A 22,258-nucleotide genomic window follows, 5' to 3' on the forward strand; every position below is an offset into this window, starting at 1 on the left:
TCCAGGCCCGGGCACGCGGGCCGCAGCCCACAACACTGCCCACGGCCATGGCCACGCGATTCTCGGGCAGCGCAACGAGCTCGACCCAGTCGCCCGATGTCTCCGATCGTGCAGGCCGACAACGGACTGCCACCTCCACAGCGTGCTGGGCGACCGGGCTCCAAGAGGCGCGGGACGCCTCGAGAGCTGGCCGTTGTGGTGCGTCCGCGGACGTAGTCGCGTTCATGTCCCGCTCCTTCAGGTATTTGCGGAATCGGATCGAATCCATGAACCCGACGCTAGGCCTACCGGACACGAAAGCCACTGGGCGCGGAACACCACCGCTCATTTTCAGTTTGTACTAACTGACCAACAGGCCACCACACAGCTGCCTTGGCCCTCAACGGCTCACAAAACAGCAGGCGTTCCCGACCGGAAAGCCCCGGCCGGGAACACCTGACATATTTTCAGTAGCCGCCCCCCACCCCAACCATCGCCACCACCGCGTCGACCGCACATTCGGCCACGCCTCCATTGCTTTCGCGAGGACGGGGGTTCACGTAGCCAAGGCCACAGAATCGTGAGCACATCCTTCGTGCTGTCCACCACGCTACGAACGGACGCGAGGCAATCCATCGGACGCAGAGCACAAGAAAGTCAAAACCGTTCGTATCCGGGAACCAGCGTCGGTCACCGAAAGCACCCTGCTCAGCCATGTCGCCGCCGTGGCCGACCGCCTCGCCCTGTCGGCGTCGACCACACTGATCACCACCGACGGCCCGGTGAAGATCACCTAGGACTACGCGGCCCTCCAGCACCTCGCCGACGGAGGCGTCGATCTGATGACGGGGCCGAGGCAACACCGGCCCCGTCTCCCCCTGGTTCGGCACGGTGGCAGCGCCTGGGCCGCCACCGCTGGACTGTGGAACGGAACGGTGGCCTGACGTGCCGGGTGCCGCCAGTTTGCACCGGCGCTACGAGCGGCAAGACCGAGCACTTCGTCGCCTTCGCCGGCATCGCCGCCATCCACATCTGCTACCGGCGTCTGGGTGGGCGAGCCAGTTCATACGACTCCGAGAAACCCCGGATCGGTGCCGTCGAACTGAAGGCACGAGTCGCGGCTCAGGCTCAGGAGTTCCGCCATGGGCACCGCGCGACGGCTGGTCGCCAGCAGGTCCTGGCGGGCCTCGGCCGACCACAACGGCGGGAAGAACGACAGCCCCTGCCGGCCATGCAGCACAGAGACTTCGTCGCGCCAGCCGTCCCACCGCAGGCCCTCATAGAACTCCTGGAGCCCCCCGGAGAGAATCCAGGACAGCCATGCCGAGTGGCCGGCGCCCAGGGCCTCCCAGCCAAGGGCATCGGGGGCGAAGTAGAGGATCTCACCCGGCTCGCCGGGCCGACCGGCTTCACGGGGGTTGCCCCCGTTGAGGGTGAAGACCCCGCCCAGCACATCATGCGCGACCACGAGTCCCGCACCCGAAGGCCATGCGGGATCGAACGTCGCGGGCATCGCGTTGATCTCGGCCAGGCCGGGCAGTCTGTCGGCGTCGGCACCACTCGGGCTTCCGAAAATCCGCAACCATCCGCTGTCCACGAGCAGACCGCCGCAGTTCAGTACGATGCCGCCCAGATTTGATCGGGCGGAGACCTGGAGTTGCAGCAGCGAGGCACGGCCCGTCTCGGGATCGCGGGGCAGCACCTCAACTGGTACGCCGCTGCCGGACAGCTCCTGGAGGAGGAGCGGCCAGGCTGGATCGTCAACGTTGATCAGCTCATTGACCTCGCGCATCCCCGCATCGTCGCACCAGCACCCAGTGGCTCAGTCCGCCGGGTCGCCCGCGCCTGGATCCGCCAATCGAGATGACCTCTTGATACTCCAGTGGGACTTCACCATTACCGCTGGTCAGAGGCGTGATTTCGAGCCTAGCGGGCTGACGGCAGATCAGGGATTCAAAACTGTTCGGGGCCATAGTTGTTCCCGACTCCAGTCCCGAAGACGGCGCCAACACGTGCTCGAACCTAAGCTTGCCGCTTATCGTCTGCAGTCGAACGTGGTCTCGAACTTGCTGACGTTTTTGGCTGAGTGCCTGACGCGAGAGCAGCCTTCGCCTAATCCTGTGCTCCGTCACAGAGACACTTGACTCATCGGGCGAGATCGGCGGCACACGCTTCGGGAGCTAGCTGATCGGAACACGCGTCGACGTAGGCCGCGCGTTCGCGGATCCCCTTCCACCTCCGAACGACGAACCGCTCTACATGCCGGGGGCGGCTCACCGAACGTGCCTCCTCCGCACAGGCAGAGCCCAACTGGCCGACAACGCCTGTCTGCCGGCACTGCAACAACACTTGGATCTCAACGCTGGAGAACGACGTCAAGGACATCCTCGTCCCGATGTTCTTCCACGTGAGATCGCTGGACGAGCACGCCCAAGGACGACTTGCCCTGTGGGCCCCCAAGATGGCCATCCTCCTCGATGCGACAGGCAGTAACACCGTCCCTCACGGCGCCGGACAGGGCCTGGAGATCTTCGGCCAACCTCACCATGGGATGCGCGTCTGGATCGCCGCATACCGCGACGTGAACCCGCTGACTTGGGTGTCGCGCCCGATCTACATACCGGGGGACGATTCAAGTAACGACTTCCTCGGCCTGTGCATCACCTTCTCGGTGGTCAAGGTCGCGTTCCAGGTCCTCATCCCCTTCTATGAGGGAGACCTCGCTCGCCGGCCAATCCCCTGCTCGACTGGCCACCGCGATACCGGTTCGACGCCACCTCCATCCAGGCGCTCGCCGCGAGAATCAACGACAACCGCCAGAACGTGACGATCGAGGTGAACCTCGGCTCAGCACAACGCGTGCGGGCGGCGCCCCCAGAGAGCGGTTCTGTCGGCGAGTCGCAGCGGACGGAACGACTTGCACCCAGCCACAACTCGCTGGCCACTGGCTTCTGGCCGCACCCTGCGCCTCACAGAGGTCCGATCTGCCCCGGCCATCCCGTATCAGTCAGCCAGAGTGGACGATACGAGCCGTATATCTCCGCGCCGTCGCCTACCTACGCGGCCCGAATTGGACCCGGCCAGTTTGTTCAACAGAACAACATGGACTTTGACCTGCGGAAATGAAAATCAGAAGACGAGCCGGACCGTACGTCGGGTTCAGTCCGGAATCACTACACACCCCGCATATCCGCCCCACCAAGCCGTGGGGCTCCAGCAGCGGCACAGTCGCGGCGCCGGCGAAACGGGGACCCGCAGCGCACATGACCTTCGCTGCCTCAAGGTCGATACTGATGAGCAGGACGCCCGCCCACCGCCCCCAAGGGATCCCCGGAGAGACTGATGGCCCGTCAGTTGAGTCAGCATCTGGTCAGCATCGGTACCGCCAGGACCCGCCGCCGAGCGCCCGAGACCGTCAAGGTCAACACCCGGACATACCTCGCTTGAACAGGGAAAATGCCGGTCAGAGAACTACCTGCTAGGCTACTTGGGAGACAGCCATGAAGATGCTGATCAACGTCCCGGAAACCGTGGTGGCGGATGCGCTGCGGGGCCTGGCGGCCGCTCATCCCGATCTCACCGTCGACGTGGAGAACCGGGTGATCGTACGACGGGACGCCCCCGTCGCCGGGCAGGTCGGGCTGGTGTCCGGCGGAGGTTCCGGGCATGAGCCGTTGCACGGCGGATTCGTGGGCCCGGGGATGCTGTCGGCGGCCTGTCCCGGTGAGGTGTTCACCTCCCCCGTCCCGGACCAGATGGCGCGCGCCGCCGCGGCCGTGGACAGCGGGGCCGGCGTCCTGTTCATCGTGAAGAACTACACGGGCGACGTACTCAACTTCGACATGGCCGCCGAACTCGCCGAGGACGAGGGCATCCAGGTGGGAAAGGTGCTCGTCAACGACGATGTCGCCGTCACCGACAGCCTCTACACGGCCGGCCGGCGCGGCACCGGCGCCACCCTGTTCGTGGAGAAGATCGCGGGCGCCGCCGCGGCCGAGGGACAGCCGCTGGAGCGGGTGGAGGCCATCGGGCGCCAGGTGAACGAGAACTCCCGCAGCTTCGGTGTCGCCCTGAGCGCCGTCACCACCCCGGCCAAGGGCAGTCCCACCTTCGATCTGCCGTCCGGCGAGCTGGAGTTGGGCATCGGGATCCACGGCGAACCGGGCCGGGAGCGGCGGGCCATGATGACCTCGGGCGAGATCGCCGACTTCTCGGTCAACGCCATCCTGGAGGACATGCCCCCGCGCAACCCGGTGCTCGCCCTGGTCAACGGCATGGGCGCGACCCCGCTGCTGGAGCTGTACGGCTTCAACGCCGAGGTCCAGCGGGTGCTCGCCGAGCGCGGTGTCACCGTCGCCCGCACGCTGGTCGGCAACTACGTCACCTCCCTGGACATGGCCGGCGCCTCGGTCACCCTCTGCCAGGTGGACGAGGAACTGCTGCGGCTGTGGGACGCGCCGGTGAAGACGCCGGCCCTGCGCTGGGGAATGTGAGCGAGAGACCGCAGCGACCCGCGCCCGTACCGCAACGCAAGGAGACCCAGTGCTCGACGCCGACTTCTTCCGCCGCTGGATGGCGGCGACCGCCTCCTCCGTCGACCGCGAGGCGGAGCGGCTCACCGCCCTCGACTCCCCCATCGGGGACGCCGACCACGGCAGCAACCTCCAGCGCGGGTTCAGGGCGGTGATGACCGCGCTGGCGGAGGAGGCGCCCGACACCCCGGGTGCCGTGCTGACGCTGGCCGGGCGCCGGCTGATCTCCACGGTCGGCGGCGCGTCGGGGCCGCTGTACGGGACGCTGCTGCGCAGCACCGGCAAGGCACTCGGCGACGCGGCCGAGGTCAGCGAGGCGCAGCTCGCCGAGGCGTTTCGGGCCGGGGTGGACAAGGTGATGGCGCTCGGCGGGGCCGCGCCCGGCGACAAGACGATGATCGACGCGCTGGTGCCGGCCGTCGACGCGCTCGGCGACGGCTTCGGCGCGGCACGGGCCGCCGCCGAGGAGGGCGCCCTGGCGACCATCCCGCTGCAGGCCCGCAAGGGCCGGGCGAGCTATCTCGGGGAACGCAGCATCGGTCACCAGGACCCGGGCGCCACCTCGTCGGCGCTGCTCGTCGCGGGACTTCAGGAGGCTGCCGATGAGTGACGACAAGCTGGTCGGGATCGTGCTGGTGTCGCACAGCGCGGAGGTCGCCGCCTCCGTCGCGGAACTGGCCAAGGGCCTGGTGGGCGGCGGCACTGCGGTGCCGGTCGCCGCGGCGGGCGGCACCGAGGGCGGCGGCCTCGGCACCAGTGCGGAGCTGATCGCCGCCGCCGCCGCGTCGGTGGACCGGGGGGCGGGGGTCGCCGTCCTCGCCGACCTGGGCAGCGCGGTGCTCACGGTGAAGGCGCTGCTCGCCGAGGGCGACGAACTCCCGGACGGCACCCGCCTGGTGGACGCCCCGTTCGTCGAGGGCGCGGTCGCCGCGGTCGTGACGGCGGCCACCGGCGCCGACCTCGGCGCGGTGGAGGCGGCCGCCGCGGAGGCGTACTCCTACCGCAAGGTCTGACCATCCCCTGAGGGTGTCCGGCGGCTCATGGCGGCGGTGTCGCCGCCGGTCGCCCGCTCCCTCACCCCACCGCCCCGCCCCACCCCGCGCGGCCAAGAAACACACCTTCTCGCGGCCGACCCGATCCGCCGGAGCGGGCGCGCCGGTGCCGCTGGTCCCGGCCCGCCGGACGGGCGCTGGTACCGCAGTGGTCCGGCCCGCGGGACCGGCGCTGGTACCGCAGTGCTCCCAGCCCGCCGGAGCGGGCCGAAGGCGACCCCTCGGAAGCGCCGGTTCCGGCAGCGTCCGAGGGTCGCCGCGTCAGCCGCCACACCGTCGCTCCAGGTCGGCGCGGCCCGGACCGCGCGTCCGTCCCCGTACGCCGTACCACCGCGGTCCCGGCTGCCTCGAAACCGGAACTGACCACTGTGCGCGATCCCTTGACAGGCACTTCCCACTTACTTGAAGCTACCGAACATTCGGTCGGTGGCGTGCCTTCGGCGACCCCACCGACTCCTCCTGGAGCAAGGGGTGATCAAGGTGTCAGAGACAACAATCCCCGATACGGAGCAGCCGCCGGCCAGAGCCGGCGGCTCCCGTATCGGTCAGGCCACAGCGGTCGGAGCCGCGGGCTTCGCCTGGTGCTCGCTCGCCCTGGGGCTGACCACCATCGGCGCGTTCAGCGCGGTCAACGGCTCGATCATCCTGGTCGGGACGTTCTTCTACGGCGGCCTCGTCCAGCTGATCGCGGGCTTCTTCGCGCTGGCCGCGGGGGCGAGCTTCGCCGCCGCCTTCCTGACCGCCTACGGGGCGTTCTGGCTGGGCTACACCGCCATCGAGTTCTGGGTGGCCCCGCACATCGTGGCCCAGGCGATGAGCGCCGCGACGGCCAAGGGGGCGAGCGGACCGGAGGCGGGGGCCGCGGCCGGACACTCGGTCGCGCAGTCGCTGGGCATGTTCCTGATCGCCTGGCTGGTCGTCACGGTCGTCTTCGCGGTAGCCAGCACCGGCACCAACGGGGTCGTGCTGACCGCGTTCGGCCTGCTCACGCTGACCATCGTCATGCTGATCACCGCCTACCTGGGCGCCTCCGGCGCCGGGGTGCCGCAGGACTTCGCCCTCAAGTCGGCGGGCTGTCTGGAGATCGTCCTGGCGGCGGTCGCCTTCTATCTCGTGCTGGCCGAGCTCACCAACGAGAACTTCGGCCGGAACCTCCTGCCGCTGTTCCCGCTGAACCGCCGACCGCTGCTCGGGGCGGCACAGCCCGTGTTGTCTGCGTGATCCGTACGGCGCGCCGCCCGTCGGCCCGCATGACAAGGAACGTGCCCATGAACACACCCATGTGGAACAAGCGCTTACGCGCCGGAGCGGCCGTGCTGGGTCTGCTCGGCGCCCTGACCTCAGGGCAGGCGGCCGATGCCGCAGCCCCGTCCGGCACCCGGTGGCAGCCCGAGGCCTCCTCCTACGGGGTGAGCACGCCGGAGCACACCACCGTCAGGATGGACGACGGGGTCAGCATCTCCGTCGAGGTGACCTACCCGACCGACCCGGCGACCGGCGCACGGGCGACCGGGACCTATCCGGTGCTGCTGACGCAGAACCCGTACGGCACGGCCCGCTCCGACCCGACCGGCACCGGTGACTACTTCGTGCGGCGCGGCTACATCTACGTGGCCTCCGCGGTACGCGGCACCGGCGCCTCCGGTGGCCAACTCGACTGGTTCGGCGGCCGCCAGGGCAAGGACGGAGCCGAACTCGTCGACTGGGCCGCCCATACGCTGTCCGGCGGCGACGGCCAGGTCGGTCTCGACGGCTGCTCGTACCTCGGGGTCAACCAGTGGTTCACCGCGGCCGCGGTGGGCAGGCACTCTCCCCTCAAGGCGATCACGCCGTTCTGCACGGACTCCGACTTCTACAACGACCTCACCGCCGACGGCGGTATCCCCACCACCTTCGTGGCCGGCATCGCACGGGCCGAGCCGCGCGGACCCGAGGACGACCCCGCCACCGACCCCCAGTCCGTCACCATCGCCCAGCAGGCGAACGGCGGCTCGCGCTCGTACAACGACGCGTACTGGCAGGCGCGGAACGTGCAGAAGCTCCTTCCGCGGATCGTGGCCAACGGCATCCCCGCGCTCACCGAGAGCGGCTGGAACGACCTGTTCCCCGGCGGCAACCTCGGTGCCTACGTCTCCGCGCAGAACGCGTACCACCACCGGCCGCTGAACACCCCCGTCACCGCCGGTCAGCCGGTCACCGGTCGCTACCAGGCGATCGTCGGGCCCTGGACGCACGGCGAGCATGTCGACGAGAGCACTCTTCAGGCCATCCGCCTGGAGTGGTTCGACACCTGGCTCAAGAACGAGCCCACCGGCATGGCGTCCACCTCCACGCCCCTGCACCTGTTCGAGAACGGCGCGAACCGCTGGGTCGACAGTGCCGCGTGGCCCCCGTCGGACCACGCCCGGACCTTCTACCTCGGCGACGGCTCCCTCACCCCGGGCAAGCCGTCGGCCGCCGGCCGGGACAGCCTGGCCTGGGCAGCCGCGAGTTCCGCGAACACCCTGACGTACACGACGGCTCCGCTGACCCGGGCCGCCGTCCTCGACGGACCGACCGACGTCACCCTCTACGCCGAGTCGACGACACCCGAGACGGAACTCACCGCGACGCTGAACATCGTCGCGCCCGACGGCACCGTGACCAAGCAGGCCGACGGGATCCTGCTCGGCAGCCGGCGCGCGCTGGACTCCCGGGACAGCTGGTACGGAGCCAACGGCACCCTGCTGAAGCCGAGCCACCCCTTCACCCAGGCCTCCCAGCAGGCCGTGGTGCCCGGCAGGACCACGCGCCACGACATCTCGCTGCTGTCGAACCTCACCCGGATCCCGGTCGGCTACCGCATCCAGATCGTCGTCAACAGCCGGCCGCCGGCCGGCTTCCACGCCTCGCTCATGCCCACCCCGCAGGAGCAGGCCGATCTGGCGGGCGGGACCTACACGGTCGAGCGCTCTCCGTGGGCGGCGTCGTTCGTGAACCTGCCGCTGACCTCTCCCGGTTCCCTCACGACCAGCCCCGTCAGCTGGGGGCCGTCCTCCTGAGGAGCTGAAGTGCTCTGGAGGGGCTCGGTACCGGAATCCGGTGCCGGGCCCCTCTGGCATGCGGTCAGCCGGCGGACTCCCGGCACCGGAAGGGGAGTTGTGGCGCCTCCCTGGGGAGCCGTCGTCTCCGGGCGGCCTGAAACCGTTGTCGCGGTGCTCGAAACCCTAGCTCGCAACCACGAGTTCCAGCCGTTGTTCTGATGCGGTCATGACAGCCGCGATCACGAGGTGCCAATCTGCTCTCCGAAAGTTCACCGCCCCCTCACAGCCGGCTCACGTAAAACCCACATCGCGCCGCCCCTTCTCCGGCACGGCCGAGCAGACGTCATCCCGTCACGCCGTGCCCTTCCCCCCCAACCCCCTCCCACCCGCGCGCCGCCGGACGGCTCGACCCAGCCGACCCGCTCTCCCGGGCTCCACCGAGCCCGACCACCCCACAGAAGGAGAACGCCATGTCCCGGCAGGACGGTCACCATCGTCGCGTCAGATACAGCGTCACCCTGGCGCTGACCGCCGCAACCACCCTGCTCGCGGCCGGTATCCAGAACGGCACCGCGCTGGCCGCGGCCGGCGACCAGCGCGGCCCCGCCAGGATCCAGGCCACCCCCAGAGCCGGAGCGGCCCCCGCCGCGCTCTCGCCGGCGAAGCGCACCGCGCTGCTCAAGAGCGCCACGGCCGGTGCCCCCGACACCGCGAAGACCCTCGGCCTCGGCACCCGCGAGAAGCTCGTCGTCAAGGACGTGGCCCAGGACGCCGACGGCACCACGCACACCCGCTACGAACGCACCTACGCCGGTCTGCCCGTCCTCGGCGGTGACCTGGTCGTCCACGCGAACGGCGGCCGCCTCACCGTGTCGAAGGCCACGAAGGCGGCCCTCGCACTCCCGTCCACCACGGCGAAGATCTCCGCCGCCACGGCGAAGGCCCGGGCGCTCAGCACCGCCGTGAAGGCCGGCGCCGAGCAGCCCAAGGCCGACCGCGCCCCCCGGCTCGTCGTCTGGGCCGCCTCGGGCAAGCCCGCGCTGGCCTGGGAGTCGGTGATCGGCGGCTTCCAGGACGACGGCACGCCCAACGAACTCCACGTGATCAGCGACGCGGCGTCGGGCAAGCAGCTGTTCCGGTACCAGGGCGTCGAAACCGGCACCGGCACCGGGCAGTTCAACGGGAGCGTGCCCCTCGGCACCACACTCTCCGGCTCGACCTACCAGCTCGTCGACGGCGACCGTGCCGGACACCGCACCTACGACCTGAACCAGGGCAGCTCCGGCACCGGCACCCTCTTCACCGACGACAACGATGTCTGGGGCGACGGCACCCCGGCCAACCGGCAGACCGCGGGCGTGGACGTCGCCTTCGGCGCGGCGGCCACCTGGGACTTCTACAAGAACGTCTTCGGCCGCAACGGCATACGCAACGACGGCGTCGCCGCCTACAGCCGCGCCCACTACGGCAACAACTACGTCAACGCCTTCTGGCAGGACGCCTGCTTCTGCATGACGTACGGCGACGGCTCCGGCAACACCCACCCGCTCACCGCGCTCGACGTGGCCGCGCACGAGATGAGCCACGGCGTCACCGCCGCCACCGCGGGCCTCACCTACTCCGGCGAGTCGGGCGGCCTGAACGAGGCGACCTCCGACATCTTCGCCGCCGCGGTCGAGTTCTACGAGAACCTGCCCGCCGACGTCCCGGACTACGAGGTCGGCGAGAAGATCGACATCAACGGTGACGGCACCCCGCTGCGCTACATGGACAAGCCCTCCAAGGACGGCGCGTCCAGCGACAACTGGAGCTCGTCCCTCGGCGGACTCGACGTCCACTACTCCTCGGGCCCGGCCAACCACTTCTTCTACCTGCTCTCCGAGGGCAGCGGAGCGAAGACCGTGAACGGGGTCGACTACGACAGCCCCACCTACGACGGCCAGCCCGTGACCGGCATCGGCATCGAGAACGCCCAGCAGGTCTGGTACCGGGCACTCTCCACCTACATGACGTCGAGCACCAATTACGCGGGCGCCCGCACGGCCACCCTCCAGGCCGCGGCCGACCTCTTCGGCGCCTACAGCCCCTCCTACCTCGCCGTCGCCAACGCGTGGGCGGCGATCAACGTGGGCAACCGGATCGCGCTCGGCGTCAACGTGGCCCCGATCGCGGACCAGATCAGCGGTGTCGGGCAGGCGGTGTCGTTCCAGACGAACGCGTACACCACGAACTCCGGCGCGGGCCTGACCTACACGGCGACCGGTCTGCCGGACGGACTGACCATCAGCGACACGGGTCTGATCTCCGGCACCCCCACCACGCTCGGGACCAGTGACGTCACCGTCACGGTCACCGACGACACGGGCGCCACCGCCACCGAGCAGTTCTCCTGGCAGGTGGCCTACATCTACGCCAGCGCCACCCGGGTCGACATCCCCGACAACGGCGCCGCGGTGGAGTCCCCGGTCACCGTCACCGGCCGCACCGGGAACGCCTCCGCCACCACCCAGGTCTACGTCAAGATCATCCACACCTACCGGGGCGACCTGACCGTCGACCTGGTCGGCCCCGACGGAACCGTCTACTCCCTCCTGAACCGCAGCGGCGGCTCCGCCGACAACGTCGACCAGACGTTCACCGTCAACGCCTCCGCACAGTCCCTGAACGGCACCTGGAAACTCCGGGTCCAGGACCGGGCCGCGATCGACGTCGGCTACATCGAGCAGTGGCGGCTCGTTCCCTGAGCCCGGCCGGCCTCACCCAGGAGCCGTTGCCCCCGCACGCCCACCGCGTGCCGGGGCAGCGGCTCCTGCCCCGCTGTGCTCCCCTTAGGCGAGGCCGTCCGCCACGACCGCGAGGGCCCCGCGCAAGGTCGCCGCGAGTTCGGCCTCCGCCATGGCCGGGTCCGCCGTCCCGTCGGCGACCCGCCAGGCATAGTGCTCGACGGCCGCGCGCAGGGCCGCGTTGAACATGGCCGCCTGGATGGTCGGACGGAGATCGTCGGCGGGAAGGCCCGCGCGCCCGGCGAGGGCGCGCGCGAACGCGGGTTCGGCCTCGTCGTAGGTCTGCAGCCACTCCGCGCGCAGGCCCGGCTCGGTGCGGGTCAGGCGGACCAGGGCGCCGATGGTGGCGCGGTCGGGACCGCGCACCAGGCGGCTGTCGGTCGGTACGGCGCTCTCGAAGGCCTCCTCCAGCGGCCGGCCCGGCCGCCAGGCCCGCAGGCAGTCGGCGACCACCTCGATGCCGGCCGCGAACAGCGGCCGTACGCAGGCCTCCTTGCTCGGGAAGTAGCGCCACACCGTGCGTGCGGAGACGCCGACCGCCTGGCCGATCTGCTCGCCCGTGGTCGCCGCCACCCCCTGGGCGACGAACAGGTCCACCGCGGCACGGGCGATCTCCAGTCTGGTCTCGGCCCTGCGCTCCTCGGTGAGCGGCGGCCGTCCCGTGCGTCCCCCTGCGGTCATCTGTCCCTCCGGTTCCGGCGACTGCTGCACCGAGATTCTCTCCGAGGAGCCGGAGCACAAAAAAATCCGGCCACGACTTTATGTCAGTCACCGACATTAAGTCGTATGGTGTGCCCGTCACGGGGCGCTGGGCGCCCTCGAACCACCTGATGGGAGCACCACATGGCCAGCGGACTCGACGGGCGCGCCGTCATCGTCACCGGCGCGGGATCGGGGATCGGGCGGGCCGCCGCCCTGGCCTTCGCCAGGGAGGGCGCCCGGGTCGTGGTCGCCGACCTGAACGCCGAGGGCGCGGGCGCCGCGGTCAACGAGATCGAGGAGGCGGGCGGTACGGCCGTCGCCGTCACCGGCGACCTCAGCGAGCAGTCCGTGGTCGACGAGGTGGTCGCGACCGCCGTGGCGCGGTTCGGCGCGGTGGACGTGCTGGTGAACAACGCCGGGATCATGGACCGGATGTCGGCGCTGGGCGAGGTGAGCGACGCGGAGTGGGAGCGGGTGATACGGGTGAACCTCACCGCGCCGTTCCTGCTCACCCGCGCGGTGCTGCCGCACATGCTGGCGGCGGGCCGGGGCACGATCGTCAACACCGCCTCCGAGGCCGGTCTGCGCGGCAGCGCGGCCGGCGCGGCCTACACGGCCTCGAAGCACGGTGTCGTCGGTCTGACCAAGAGCCTGGCGGTGATGTACCGCAACCAGGGCATCCGGGCCAACGCGATCGCGCCCGGCGGCACCAGGACCGGGATCGAGATCGACCTGGCGGACGGCGCCCACGGGCCGGCCGCGCTCGGCCCGTACTTCGGCAACGTCGGCCAGGTCTCCGAGCCCGAGGAGCAGGCGGCCGCGATCGTCTTCCTGGCCTCGGACGCGGCCGGCAACATCAACGGCGCGATCCTGCCGGTGGACAACGGCTGGGCGGCCGTCTGACCCCCCGCCGGGGGCGGCCGGTCAGCCGCCCTCGGCGAACAGCGCCGCCAGACGCTCTCCCTCCGCCTGCGCCGCGTCGTGGTCCTCGATGGGTTTGACCTCGGAGTCCTTGAAGACGATGTAGGTGACACCGGACGGCACTCCGCCGGCCTGTGGGTCCGGGTTCATGCCCAGACCTTTCGCGGTGGCGTACGACGCCTCGCCGATGATGTCGCTCGGTCCCGTGTCGCCGACGACGGCGTACTGCACCCGGTCCTTGTAGATCACGGCGGCGATCGCACCGCCCCGGATGCCGTGGTCCTGGTAGTCCCAGCGGCTGCTGGGGCCTGGTACGACGACATAGGGCAGCGTCTCGGCGTTCAGATGGCTGCCGTCGGACTGCTGGAAGGCGGTGGCGGCGGAGAACGCCGGGTCGGCGGTGCGGTTGCAGTGGTCGGTGATCTGGCCGTCGCAGTCGATGTCGAGGTCGGCCTCCCAGAAGACGGCCTGCTCGGTGCCGCACACGGGGACGGTGGCGGCGGTTCCGGCGTCGGTGCGATAGCGGCCCTTGGAGACCTCGGTGCAGTCGCGCAGCCGGTCCAGCCGGTCCAGCAGGTCGGTGGCGGTGATCCGGTGCCGGGCTCCGGGGGCGGTGAGCGAGGCGGCGGGGGCGGGCAGTGTGGTCGGGGCGAGCAGGGCGGCGCCGGCCGTGGCCAGCGTGAGCGTCTGGAGACGCACGATGAGGGACCCTCTCCGTGGGGGACATGGAGTCAACCGGTCCAATGTGGTGGGGGCAGGGCCGCCGAGCCAGGAAGAGAAGGCCGTACAGGGCCGTTCGGCGCAACGAACTGACACTCCGTGAGAATCCGTCAGGGGCCGGGGCGCTGAGCCGATGTCAGCCCAGTCGCCCCGGCCGCCCGCGTCGGCGCGGGATCAGCGACGACAGCGTTCCGCGCCACGGGCACGAACTCCCCTTCCCTCTCGGGAAGTTCGGCCGTAGAGCCCTCAGCATACGTAACTCTCCCCCGCTGTCTCCAATACGGCCCTCTTGATGTCCGCATCCCGGGCAGGTCATATTGGTCCGGACCTTTGCCGTGCTGCCGTCCCCGGGGAGGCGGAACCGTGCGCCGAGTTGCCGTCCTGGTCTGCGCCCTGCTGTTCGTGACCTCCTGCGGCTGGGGCGGGGCCGCCGACGGCGACAGCGGCCGGCTGCCCGGCGCCCCCACGGGGGTCACCGCGGCGGCCGGGAGCGCGACGAGCGTGCATGTGATGTGGAACGCATTGCCGGCCGGCTCGGGCGTCCGCGGCTACGAGGTGTATCGCGGCACTACGAAGGTCGTCGAAGTGCCGGGGTCGCAGCACATGGTGGACGTCACCAGGCTCAGGCCGTCCACCATGTATGCCTTCACCGTCCGGGCGCGCGGCGACGACGGCAGCCTCGGCCCGCGCAGCCGTGCGGTGCGGGCGACGACGCCGGCGGTGGTCGCGGCGGACCGCTCGGCGCCGACCCGTCCGGTGCACCCGAGCGGCCGGGCCGTGGGCAGCCGTGCGGTGCAGCTGTCCTGGGGCGCCGCGAAGGACGACCGGGCGGTGGTGTCGTACGACATCTACCAGGGCGGTGCGAAGATCCACAGTGTGGGCGGGAGCCAGACCGCGACCGTGGTCACGGGGCTGCGGCCGGGTACGCGCTATGTGTTCACCGTCCGTGCCCGGGACGCTGCCGACAACCTCTCGCCGGCCGGCGCGGCGGTGCGCCTGGCCACACCGGGCAGCGACGGCGGCCGGAACACCGCGCCGACCGGGTTCACGGCGAAGAGCCACGAGGAGAGCGGGGCGTACTACCTCGATCTGGCCTGGGATCCGCCGCGCCTGGACGGAGTGATCACGGAGTACCAGATCCGGCTCGACAGCGGTACGACGACCTCGCTGGTCTGGGGCGGCACCCCGCCCAAAGGCCACTCGACCTACAGCTTCTATGTGGGGCGGGAACATGGAGTCGTGCACCATGTGCGGCTGCGGGCGCGGCTGCCGGACGGGACCTGGGGCGGCTGGTCGGTGCAGCGGGCCGTGACGACGGGCGCGTGATCCGCATCCCGGCTTGGGCCGGACGGAGGAATTGATCACCTGGACGGCCGCCCCCGGGTGCGGCGCGGGCCGGGGCCGCTTTGGCTGGCCCTGAGGCAGCACGGGAGTCTCCGATCCTCGGCGGCGCAAGGGACGTTCCGCCTACCGTGCCGCCGGAGGGCAGCCACATGCGAAACTCACGACTCCTCCTCCGCTCCGGCCTGACCCTGGCGGCCGCCGCCGCGCTCCCGACCTGGCTCGCCGGGCCGTCCGCCGCCATCTCGGGCATCTCGGTGAGCACCACCGGCACCCAGGTCTCGGTGGTCACCAGCGCCTGCACCCAGAGCGGCGGCAGCTGGGGCAACGCCTCGCTGCTCAACAGCGGTCAGACCGCCTTCGCCCAGGGGCGGCAGGCGGCCCTGGCGGGCACCACGGTGAGCCAGTCCGCCGCCTGGTCGAGTGTGTCGCCGGGCACCTACACGGTGGTCGTCGTCTGCTCCAACGGCGGTACGGCGGGCACCCAGTCGGTGATCGTGTCCGGAACCGCCGCGGCGCCGCCGACGACCTCCTCCACCACCAGGTCGGCCGCGCCGTCCCGGGGCGTGATGGGCGGCCTGGGCGGTGCCGCCCGCGACTACGGCCCGCTCACGCTGGGCATCGGCGCGGCGCTGGTCGGCTCGGGCGTCATCGCCACCGGCTGGTACCTGCGCAAGCGCTCGAAGCCGTACCGGCTCTGACCCCGCTCAGGTCTCGGGGAGTTCGCCGAACTCCCGCAGGGCCTGGCCGAGCCACTGCGTCCAGAAGGACTCCAGGTCGATGCCGGCCCGCAGCACCAGGTGCCGCAGCCGGTCCTCGGGGGCGTCCTTGCCCGGCGGGAAGTCGCGTCGCTGGATCTCCTCGTACTCGGCCAACTGCCTCTGGTGCAGCTCCAGATGGCGGCGCAGATCGGCTTCCAGTCCGTCGGTGCCGACGACCGCCGCCGCGCGCAGCCGCAGCAGCAGCACGTCCCGCTGCGGCTTCGGGTCCTGGGATGCTGCGGTCCAGCGGGCGAGTTCGGCGCGGCCCGCGGGCAGGACCTCGTAGCTCTTCTTCTGCCCGCGGGCCGGCTGTTCGGCCGGCAGGGTGCGGATGTAGCCCTCGGCCTCCAGCTTTCCCAGCTCGCGATAGATCTGCTGGTGCGTGGCCGACCAGAAGTAGCCGATCGACCGGTCGAACCTGCGGGTCAGCTCCAGCCCCGACGACGGCTTCTCTAGCAGGGCGGTGAGGATCGCGTGCGGGAGTGACATGGGCTCATCCTAGGGACGGCCCCTACAGGGCGGCCGCCAGTTCGGTGCCCTGCTTGATGGCCCGCTTGGCGTCCAGCTCGGCGGCGATGTCGGCGCCGCCGATGACGTGCGCGCTGCAGCCGGCGGCGACCAGTTCCTCGTACAGGTCCCGGCGCGGTTCCTGCCCGGTGCACAGCACGACGGTGTCGACCTCCAGGACGGTGCTCTCGCCGTCGACGGTGACATGCAGTCCGGCGTCGTCGATCAGGTCGTAGCGCACGCCCGGGACCATGGTGACGCCCCGGTGCTTGAGTTCGGCGCGGTGGATCCAGCCGGTGGTCTTGCCGAGGCCGGCGCCGACCTTGCCGGTCCGGCGCTGGAGCAGGTGGACGGTGCGCGGGGGCGCGGGGCGCTCGGGGTCGGCGAGGCCACCGGGTGCCCGGTAGTCCATGTCGACGCCCCAGTGCCTGAAGTACGTCGCCGGGTCCTCGCTCGCCTTGTCACCGCCGTCGGTGAGGTACTCGGCGACGTCGAAGCCGATGCCGCCGGCGCCGAGGATGGCGACACGGTCACCGACGGGGGCGCCGTCGCGCAGCACGTCGAGGTAGCCGAGGACGCGGGGGTGGTCGACGCCGGGGATGTCGGGGGTGCGCGGGGTGACGCCGGTGGCGACCACGACCTCGTCGTAGCCGGTGACGTCCTCGGGCTCGACGGTCGTGTTCAGGCGTACCTCCACGCCGTGGGCGTCGAGCTGGTGGCGGAAATAGCGCAGGGTCTCGTCGAACTCCTGCTTGCCGGGGACCTTGCGGGCCACGTTCAGCTGGCCGCCGATCTCGGCCGCCGCGTCGAACAGGGTGACCTGGTGGCCGCGTTCGGCGGCGGAGACCGCGCAGGCGAGGCCGGCCGGTCCCGCGCCGACGACCGCGACGCGCTTCTTCAGCCGGGTCGGGGTCAGGACCAGTTCGGTCTCGTGGCAGGCGCGCGGGTTGACCAGGCAGGAGGTGATCTTGCCGCTGAAGGTGTGGTCGAGGCAGGCCTGGTTGCAGCCGATGCAGGTGTTGATGGCCTCGGGCGTGCCGGCCGCGGCCTTGGCGACGAAGTCGGGGTCGGCGAGCATCGGGCGGGCCACCGAGACCATGTCCGCGCCCCCCTGGGCGAGCAATTCCTCGGCGAGTTCCGGGGTGTTGATGCGGTTGGTGGTGACCAGCGGGACGGAGACCTCGCCCATCAGCCGTTTGGTGACCCAGGTGTAGGCGCCGCGCGGCACCGAGGTGGCGATGGTGGGGATCCGGGCCTCGTGCCAGCCGATGCCGGTGTTGATGATGGTCGCCCCGGCGGCCTCGACGGCCTTGGCGAGGGTGATCACCTCGTCGAGGGAGGAGCCGCCGGGCACCAGGTCCAGCATGGACAGCCGGTAGACGATGATGAAGTCCGCGCCGACGGCCTCGCGCACCCGCCGGACGATCTCGACGGGGAACCGCATCCGGTTCTCGTAGGACCCGCCCCAGCGGTCGGTGCGGTGGTTGGTCCTGGCGGCGATGAACTCGTTGACGAGATAGCCCTCGGAGCCCATGATCTCGACGCCGTCGTAGCCGGCCTGCCGGGCGAGACGGGCGGCGCGGACGTAGTCGCCGATGGTCCGCTCGATGTCGTCGTCGGTGAGTTCACGGGGCGGGAAGGGGCTGATCGGGGCCTGGAGCGGGCTGGGCGCGACGAGGTCACGGTGGTAGGCGTACCGGCCGAAGTGCAGGATCTGCATCGCGATCCGGCCGCCCTCGCGGTGCACGGCCTCGGTGACGGCCCGGTGCCGCTCGGCCTCTTCCTCCGTGGTGAGCTTCGCTCCGCCCTCGTACGGCCGGCCCTCCTCGTTGGGCGCGATGCCGCCGGTGACGATGAGGCCCACTCCCCCGCGGGCCCGGGCCGCGTAGAACTCCGCCATCCGCTCGAAACCGCGCTCGGCCTCCTCCAGGCCCACGTGCATGGAGCCCATGAGCACGCGGTTGGGCAGGGTGGTGAAGCCCAGGTCGAGGGGTTTCAGCAGGTGCGGGTAACGGCTCATCGGGACCTCCGTGCGCGGTGTCTTCGCATCAGTTCTAAAGGACCGCGCACGGATTATGCAACTAGTTGCACAAAGGCTCCGGTGTGACGTGTCTCAGATCACCGGTCACCGGCTTTCGAGCAGGACGTGCAGCTCCCTCTCCTGGTCACCGGAGGCGGAGGACAGGTTGCGCACCGTGAACAGGGAATCGAGGGTCGTATGGAGCCGGCTGATCGCCCAGTAGCCGCCCTGCGCGTCGGCCTCGACCGAGGCCGCGAGCCGGGGCGGCGGGGTGCACTCGTGGGCGTCGGTGACCTCGAACGTGCCGAGCCACACCATCGGGCGGGACTCGTGGAGCTGCTGGGGCACGTCCTCGGCCTCCCGGTCGGACTCGAAGCACTGGCACAGCGCGTCGAACACGATCCGGGCGTCTTCCTTGCTGCATCCGCTGATCTCAAGCGAGACGGGTTCCTCGTGCAGTCGCTCAGGACCCATGGTGATCGCTCCTCTCATGGCGATGGCGCGGTCTCACGGGTTCCCCCGCGAACCGCGCCATGCCAACAGAAAAGCACCGATTCCCGAGTGGTGCATTACCCGGCGCACCACCCGGGAAGAGGAAATCAGCCCCGCGTGAACTTGTACGTCTTGCTGTCCGTGAGGATGCAGAACCCGGGCGACATCACGATGACGCGCAGGGTGCCGGTGCGCCGGTCGTAGTCGATGCCCTCGGCCTCGAAGGTGCCCGAGCAGGAGCTGCGCAGCGGGAGCTGGCGCAGCGCGGTGACATGCCCGGTGACGTTGCTCGTGCCGGGCTGGGCGGACAGGTCGATCTGCAGGAGCGGCTTGGTGTAGCCGAAGAGGCTGCCCTCCGGGTCGTCCGAGGAGCACAGCAGCGTGGTCGCACTGGAGAAGTCGCAGCCCTGGACGTCACGTACCGCGTGGTCCAGGTTGACGACGGAGGCCAGCGGGAGGTTCGCGGACGGCGAGGTGCTCTTGTTGGCGCCCGGGGTCGGGAAGACCAGGAAGCGGGTCATCGTGCCGTACTCGCCGGAGAGCATGTACTGGCCGTCGGGCGAGATCGCGTCCCAGGAGTTGTTGAGGGCCTCGCCGGAGGCGAGTGTGTGGACGTGCTCCGACCAGGTGCCGTCGGGGGCCTGCACCCGGTACATCTTGGCGGTGCCGGAGTCCGCCTGGTAGGGCTCGACGTAGTAGCCGTCGTACGACTCGTCGGGGTCGCCGACGTGGTTCCAGCCGCGGCTGGAGACGCCGATCGGGATGGTGCCGACGCCGGTGTAGCGGTTGGCGCTGTTGGCGGGGACCTCGACCGAGGTCAGGCCCTGGCTCTCGGAGAGCGGGTCGGCGCGGTCGGAGCCGGTCTCGGTCCAGGTGTCGGCGGCGGACGCCGTGCCGGTCGAGAGGGCGAAGGCCGCGGCGAGGGCGACCAGGGCGGTCAGGCCTGCGCGACAACGTTGCCGGGTGGACGCGGGCATGGAAGCCTACTCCTCGGTTCGGGGGGTGGGACGCGCGTGCGGCGGTCAGTCTGGCGTGCGCCTGACAGGCATGTACAGACCAATGACGGAACGGGAAGGTGAACTCACGCCCCAGCGGCCCCTGTGGTTGTTTCGCCGTACGGAAGCCGCCGTGTTGAGAGATGGTGGAAAAGTCGGCGGCGGCGTCGGAGAGTCAGGTGTGAGCGCGATAGAACAAGGGGAGTCGGCACGGGGGACGGCGTGCCGTGCGGAGGTTCGAAGGCGGTGCGTGGGATGAGTCCAGCCGAGGCTTCAGCGGCCGAGGACGAGGAGCCGGTGCGCGGACCCGTGCGACCGGGCGGACTGCTCGACGTCCTGGGCATGGCCTCCGTCGTGCTGGACGCCAAGGGGCGCATCGTGCTGTGGAGCCCCCAGGCCGAGGAACTGTTCGGCTACTCGGCCCGCGAGGCGCTCGGGCAGTACGCGGCCCGGCTGATGGTCCACGAACGCCATATCGAGCTGGTCGGCAAGCTGTTCGCGGACGTGATGAGCACCGGGCAGAGCTGGGCGGGCGGCTTCCCGATCCGGCACAAGGACGGCTCCACCCATGTGGTGGAGTTCCGCAACATGCGGCTCATGGACGCCAACGGCGACGTGTTCGCGCTGGGGCTCGCCGCCGACCAGTCGACCGTGCGCCGGCTGGAGCAGGACGTGGCGCTGTCCGAGCGGATCGTGCAGCAGTCGCCGATCGGGCTGGCCGTCCTCGACACCGAGCTGCGGTTCGTCTCGGTCAACCCGGCGCTGGAGCGGATCAACGGCGTCCCCGCTGGGGAGCACGTGGGGCGGACGGTCCGCGAGGTGCTGCCGAATCTGGACGCCGACACCCTGGAGACGGCGGCGCTGCGGGTGCTGCGCACCGGTGAGCCGGCCATCGACCGGTCCACGGTCGGCCGTACGCCGGCCGACCCGGACGAGGAGCACATCTGGTCGGTGTCGGTGTACCGGCTGGAGGACGCCTCCGACAACGTGCTGGGCGTGGCGGCCTCGGTGGTGGACATCACCGAGCCCTACCGGGCCGGTGTCGAGGCCGAGAACGCACGCCGGCGCCTCGCCGTGATCGCCGACGCCTCGGCCCGGATCGGCACCACCCTGGACCTGGAGCGCACCGCCGCCGAGCTGGCCGACGTCGCCGTGCCGGAGCTGGCCGACGTGGCGGTCGTGGACCTGCTGGACACGGTGGTCGAGGGCCGGCGCAGCACGCTCGGACCGGCCGAGCCGGCCATGCTCCGCGCTCTCGCCGTGCGCGCGGAGCTGGACGCGGACGCGGTGCATGCGGCCGACACGCCGGGCACGGTCGCCCGGTACGCCCCGGACCGGCTGGTCACCTTGTGCGTACGGACCGGTGAGGCGGTCCTGGTGCCGCAGGTCAAGGACGAGGACCTGCCGAGGATCGCCCGCTCCCCCGAGGCGGCCGAGCTGCTGGCCCGGGCCGGGCTGCACTCGTACCTGGCCGTGCCGCTGATCGCGCGCGGCGAGGTGCTGGGCGCCCTCGATCTCAAGCGCACCCGCAATCCGGCGCCCTTCGACGACGACGATCTGCTGCTGGCCCGGGAACTGGCCGGCCGCGCGGCCGTGCAGATCGACAACGCCCGCTGGTACCAGAACGCCCGCACGACCGCGCTCACCCTCCAGCGCAGCCTGCTGCCCACCCACCCCCGGGTCACCAACGGCCTGGAGGTCGCCTCCCGCTACCAGCCGGCCGGCGCCACCGTCGAGGTGGGCGGCGACTGGTTCGACGTCATCCCGCTGGACGGCGGCAGAACGGCCCTCGTGGTGGGCGACGTGATGGGCAGCGGCATCAACGCGGCCGCGACGATGGGCCGGCTGCGCACCGCGACCACCACCCTGGCCGCGCTGGGCCTCGATCCGGCGGTCCTGCTGGAGCACCTGGACAAGACCACCTCGGGCCTCGACCACTCGATCGCGACCTGCGTGTACGCCGTGCACGACCCGCTGCTGCGGCAGTGCCGGATCGCCAATGCCGGCCATCTGCCCCCGGTCCGGGTCCGCCCCGGCCGGCCGCCGGAACTGCTCGACCTGCCCACCGGGGTCCCGCTGGGCGTCGGCGGCATCCCCTTCGCCACGACGACCGTGGACTTCGAGCCCGGCGACGAGCTGGTGTTCTACACCGACGGTCTGGTCGAGACCCGCCGCCACTCGCTGGACGAGCGGCTGGACGCGCTGCTGGCCCTCCTCGACGCCCCCGCCCGCCCGCTGGAGGAGGTCTGCGACCTGCTGTTGCGGGAGCTGCACCACCCCGACAACCACGACGACGTGGCGCTGCTCATCGCCCGGGCCCAGGAACTGCCGTAGCCGCAACGGTCGACAGCCCCGGGTCCGCCGTACGCGGATTCATCGAATTCACAGGGACTGATTACCGGGTTCTTATCGGCGAACCAGCACAATTCA

General features: G+C 70.7%; 18 protein-coding genes and 1 pseudogene. 12 read left to right on the top strand and 7 right to left on the bottom strand.

The genetic code is table 11. From position 1 onward, the window contains the following. Window positions 1-659: 659 nt before the first annotated feature. Window positions 660-891 (top strand): annotated as a pseudogene (locus ACFWXC_RS13685) (LLM class flavin-dependent oxidoreductase); the annotation flags it as partial. Window positions 892-1,042: 151 nt separating this feature from the next. Here the strand turns inward: ACFWXC_RS13685 and ACFWXC_RS13690 are convergent. Next, complete coding sequence (locus tag ACFWXC_RS13690) at window positions 1,043-1,771, bottom strand: DUF2625 domain-containing protein (RefSeq protein ID WP_384477926.1); 729 nt, start codon at window positions 1,769-1,771, stop codon at window positions 1,043-1,045. Between the two features lie 603 nt (window positions 1,772-2,374). Between ACFWXC_RS13690 and ACFWXC_RS13695 the strand changes: the two genes are divergently transcribed. The 7 genes from ACFWXC_RS13695 (at window position 2,375) to ACFWXC_RS13725 (ending at window position 11,330) form a co-directional block, all read left to right on the top strand. Continuing rightward, window positions 2,375-2,806: a hypothetical protein gene (locus ACFWXC_RS13695; protein WP_384477929.1), complete on the top strand. Its 432-nt coding sequence runs from the start codon at window positions 2,375-2,377 to the stop codon at window positions 2,804-2,806. Window positions 2,807-3,479: 673 nt separating this feature from the next. Then, window positions 3,480-4,472, top strand: a complete 993-nt coding sequence (gene dhaK / locus ACFWXC_RS13700) for a dihydroxyacetone kinase subunit DhaK (protein ID WP_384477932.1) — start codon at window positions 3,480-3,482, stop codon at window positions 4,470-4,472. A gap of 49 nt (window positions 4,473-4,521) precedes the next feature. Beyond that, the gene (gene dhaL, locus ACFWXC_RS13705; RefSeq protein ID WP_384477935.1) at window positions 4,522-5,121 is read left to right on the top strand and encodes a dihydroxyacetone kinase subunit DhaL; all 600 of its coding nucleotides are present in this window, start codon (window positions 4,522-4,524) and stop codon (window positions 5,119-5,121) included. Further along, window positions 5,114-5,524: a PTS-dependent dihydroxyacetone kinase phosphotransferase subunit DhaM gene (locus tag ACFWXC_RS13710; protein ID WP_384477938.1), complete on the top strand. Its 411-nt coding sequence runs from the start codon at window positions 5,114-5,116 to the stop codon at window positions 5,522-5,524. Before dhaL ends, ACFWXC_RS13710 begins: the two co-directional genes overlap by 8 nt. A gap of 519 nt (window positions 5,525-6,043) precedes the next feature. Further along, window positions 6,044-6,784, top strand: coding sequence for an acetate uptake transporter (locus ACFWXC_RS13715; protein WP_384477940.1), 741 nt, complete (start codon window positions 6,044-6,046; stop codon window positions 6,782-6,784). Between the two features lie 47 nt (window positions 6,785-6,831). Continuing rightward, window positions 6,832-8,604 (top strand): CocE/NonD family hydrolase, encoded by a 1,773-nt coding sequence (locus ACFWXC_RS13720; RefSeq protein WP_384477943.1) that lies wholly within the window; start codon window positions 6,832-6,834, stop codon window positions 8,602-8,604. A 452-nt stretch (window positions 8,605-9,056) separates the two neighbouring features. Beyond that, entirely contained in the window at window positions 9,057-11,330 is a 2,274-nt protein-coding gene (locus ACFWXC_RS13725; RefSeq protein ID WP_384477946.1) for a M4 family metallopeptidase, read from the top strand. 84 nt (window positions 11,331-11,414) lie between these two features. On the opposite strand, the gene ACFWXC_RS13730 is transcribed toward ACFWXC_RS13725, so the two are convergent. Then, window positions 11,415-12,050: a TetR/AcrR family transcriptional regulator gene (locus ACFWXC_RS13730; RefSeq protein ID WP_384477949.1), complete on the bottom strand. Its 636-nt coding sequence runs from the start codon at window positions 12,048-12,050 to the stop codon at window positions 11,415-11,417. Between the two features lie 162 nt (window positions 12,051-12,212). Between ACFWXC_RS13730 and ACFWXC_RS13735 the strand changes: the two genes are divergently transcribed. Then, entirely contained in the window at window positions 12,213-12,974 is a 762-nt protein-coding gene (locus ACFWXC_RS13735) for an SDR family NAD(P)-dependent oxidoreductase (protein WP_384477952.1), read from the top strand. Window positions 12,975-12,995: 21 nt separating this feature from the next. Here the strand turns inward: ACFWXC_RS13735 and ACFWXC_RS13740 are convergent, their stop codons facing one another. Then, a complete protein-coding gene (locus ACFWXC_RS13740) occupies window positions 12,996-13,691 on the bottom strand; it encodes a glycoside hydrolase family 75 protein (protein ID WP_384477955.1) in 696 nt (231 codons plus the stop codon). 384 nt (window positions 13,692-14,075) lie between these two features. On the opposite strand from ACFWXC_RS13740, the gene ACFWXC_RS13745 reads away from it, so the two are divergent. Together ACFWXC_RS13745 and ACFWXC_RS13750 are read left to right on the top strand one after the other, a co-directional pair. Next, window positions 14,076-15,038 carry a fibronectin type III domain-containing protein gene (locus tag ACFWXC_RS13745; RefSeq protein ID WP_384477958.1) on the top strand — a complete coding sequence of 321 codons (963 nt, stop codon included), beginning with the start codon at window positions 14,076-14,078 and terminating at the stop codon, window positions 15,036-15,038. Window positions 15,039-15,205: 167 nt separating this feature from the next. Next, complete coding sequence (locus ACFWXC_RS13750) at window positions 15,206-15,754, top strand: hypothetical protein (RefSeq protein ID WP_384477961.1); 549 nt, start codon at window positions 15,206-15,208, stop codon at window positions 15,752-15,754. Between the two features lie 6 nt (window positions 15,755-15,760). On the opposite strand, the gene ACFWXC_RS13755 is transcribed toward ACFWXC_RS13750, so the two are convergent. The 4 genes from ACFWXC_RS13755 to ACFWXC_RS13770 form a co-directional block, all read right to left on the bottom strand. Continuing rightward, the gene (locus tag ACFWXC_RS13755) at window positions 15,761-16,303 is read right to left on the bottom strand and encodes a PadR family transcriptional regulator (RefSeq protein ID WP_384477964.1); all 543 of its coding nucleotides are present in this window, start codon (window positions 16,301-16,303) and stop codon (window positions 15,761-15,763) included. Window positions 16,304-16,325: 22 nt separating this feature from the next. Next, window positions 16,326-18,341 (bottom strand): FAD-dependent oxidoreductase, encoded by a 2,016-nt coding sequence (locus ACFWXC_RS13760; protein WP_384477967.1) that lies wholly within the window; start codon window positions 18,339-18,341, stop codon window positions 16,326-16,328. A gap of 105 nt (window positions 18,342-18,446) precedes the next feature. Next, window positions 18,447-18,815, bottom strand: coding sequence for a hypothetical protein (locus tag ACFWXC_RS13765; RefSeq protein WP_351702660.1), 369 nt, complete (start codon window positions 18,813-18,815; stop codon window positions 18,447-18,449). A gap of 125 nt (window positions 18,816-18,940) precedes the next feature. Further along, window positions 18,941-19,810 carry a hypothetical protein gene (locus ACFWXC_RS13770; RefSeq protein ID WP_384477970.1) on the bottom strand — a complete coding sequence of 290 codons (870 nt, stop codon included), beginning with the start codon at window positions 19,808-19,810 and terminating at the stop codon, window positions 18,941-18,943. Between the two features lie 273 nt (window positions 19,811-20,083). Here ACFWXC_RS13770 and ACFWXC_RS13775 point away from each other — a divergent pair, with 273 nt between their 5' ends. Then, window positions 20,084-22,162, top strand: a complete 2,079-nt coding sequence (locus tag ACFWXC_RS13775) for a SpoIIE family protein phosphatase (protein ID WP_384477973.1) — start codon at window positions 20,084-20,086, stop codon at window positions 22,160-22,162. Window positions 22,163-22,258: the final 96 nt, after the last annotated feature.

It is taken from the genome of Streptomyces sp. NPDC058683 (genome assembly GCF_042716195.1).
Classification (GTDB): Bacteria; Actinomycetota; Actinomycetes; order Streptomycetales; family Streptomycetaceae; genus Streptomyces.

Excerpts from the sequence above, each read along its gene's own strand:
- ACFWXC_RS13730 (WP_384477949.1), bottom strand. The coding sequence starts at position 12,050 with ATGACCGCAGGGGGACGCACGGGACGGCCGCCGCTCACCGAGGAGCGC.
- ACFWXC_RS13695 (WP_384477929.1), top strand. The coding sequence starts at position 2,375 with ATGTTCTTCCACGTGAGATCGCTGGACGAGCACGCCCAAGGACGACTT.
- ACFWXC_RS13775 (WP_384477973.1), top strand. The coding sequence starts at position 20,084 with ATGAGTCCAGCCGAGGCTTCAGCGGCCGAGGACGAGGAGCCGGTGCGC.
- ACFWXC_RS13725 (WP_384477946.1), top strand. The coding sequence starts at position 9,057 with ATGTCCCGGCAGGACGGTCACCATCGTCGCGTCAGATACAGCGTCACC.
- ACFWXC_RS13690 (WP_384477926.1), bottom strand. The coding sequence starts at position 1,771 with ATGCGCGAGGTCAATGAGCTGATCAACGTTGACGATCCAGCCTGGCCG.
- dhaK (WP_384477932.1), top strand. The coding sequence starts at position 3,480 with ATGAAGATGCTGATCAACGTCCCGGAAACCGTGGTGGCGGATGCGCTG.
- ACFWXC_RS13735 (WP_384477952.1), top strand. The coding sequence starts at position 12,213 with ATGGCCAGCGGACTCGACGGGCGCGCCGTCATCGTCACCGGCGCGGGA.
- ACFWXC_RS13760 (WP_384477967.1), bottom strand. The coding sequence starts at position 18,341 with ATGAGCCGTTACCCGCACCTGCTGAAACCCCTCGACCTGGGCTTCACC.
- ACFWXC_RS13770 (WP_384477970.1), bottom strand. The coding sequence starts at position 19,810 with ATGCCCGCGTCCACCCGGCAACGTTGTCGCGCAGGCCTGACCGCCCTG.
- ACFWXC_RS13710 (WP_384477938.1), top strand. The coding sequence starts at position 5,114 with ATGAGTGACGACAAGCTGGTCGGGATCGTGCTGGTGTCGCACAGCGCG.
- ACFWXC_RS13750 (WP_384477961.1), top strand. The coding sequence starts at position 15,206 with ATGCGAAACTCACGACTCCTCCTCCGCTCCGGCCTGACCCTGGCGGCC.
- ACFWXC_RS13755 (WP_384477964.1), bottom strand. The coding sequence starts at position 16,303 with ATGTCACTCCCGCACGCGATCCTCACCGCCCTGCTAGAGAAGCCGTCG.
- ACFWXC_RS13720 (WP_384477943.1), top strand. The coding sequence starts at position 6,832 with ATGAACACACCCATGTGGAACAAGCGCTTACGCGCCGGAGCGGCCGTG.
- ACFWXC_RS13765 (WP_351702660.1), bottom strand. The coding sequence starts at position 18,815 with ATGGGTCCTGAGCGACTGCACGAGGAACCCGTCTCGCTTGAGATCAGC.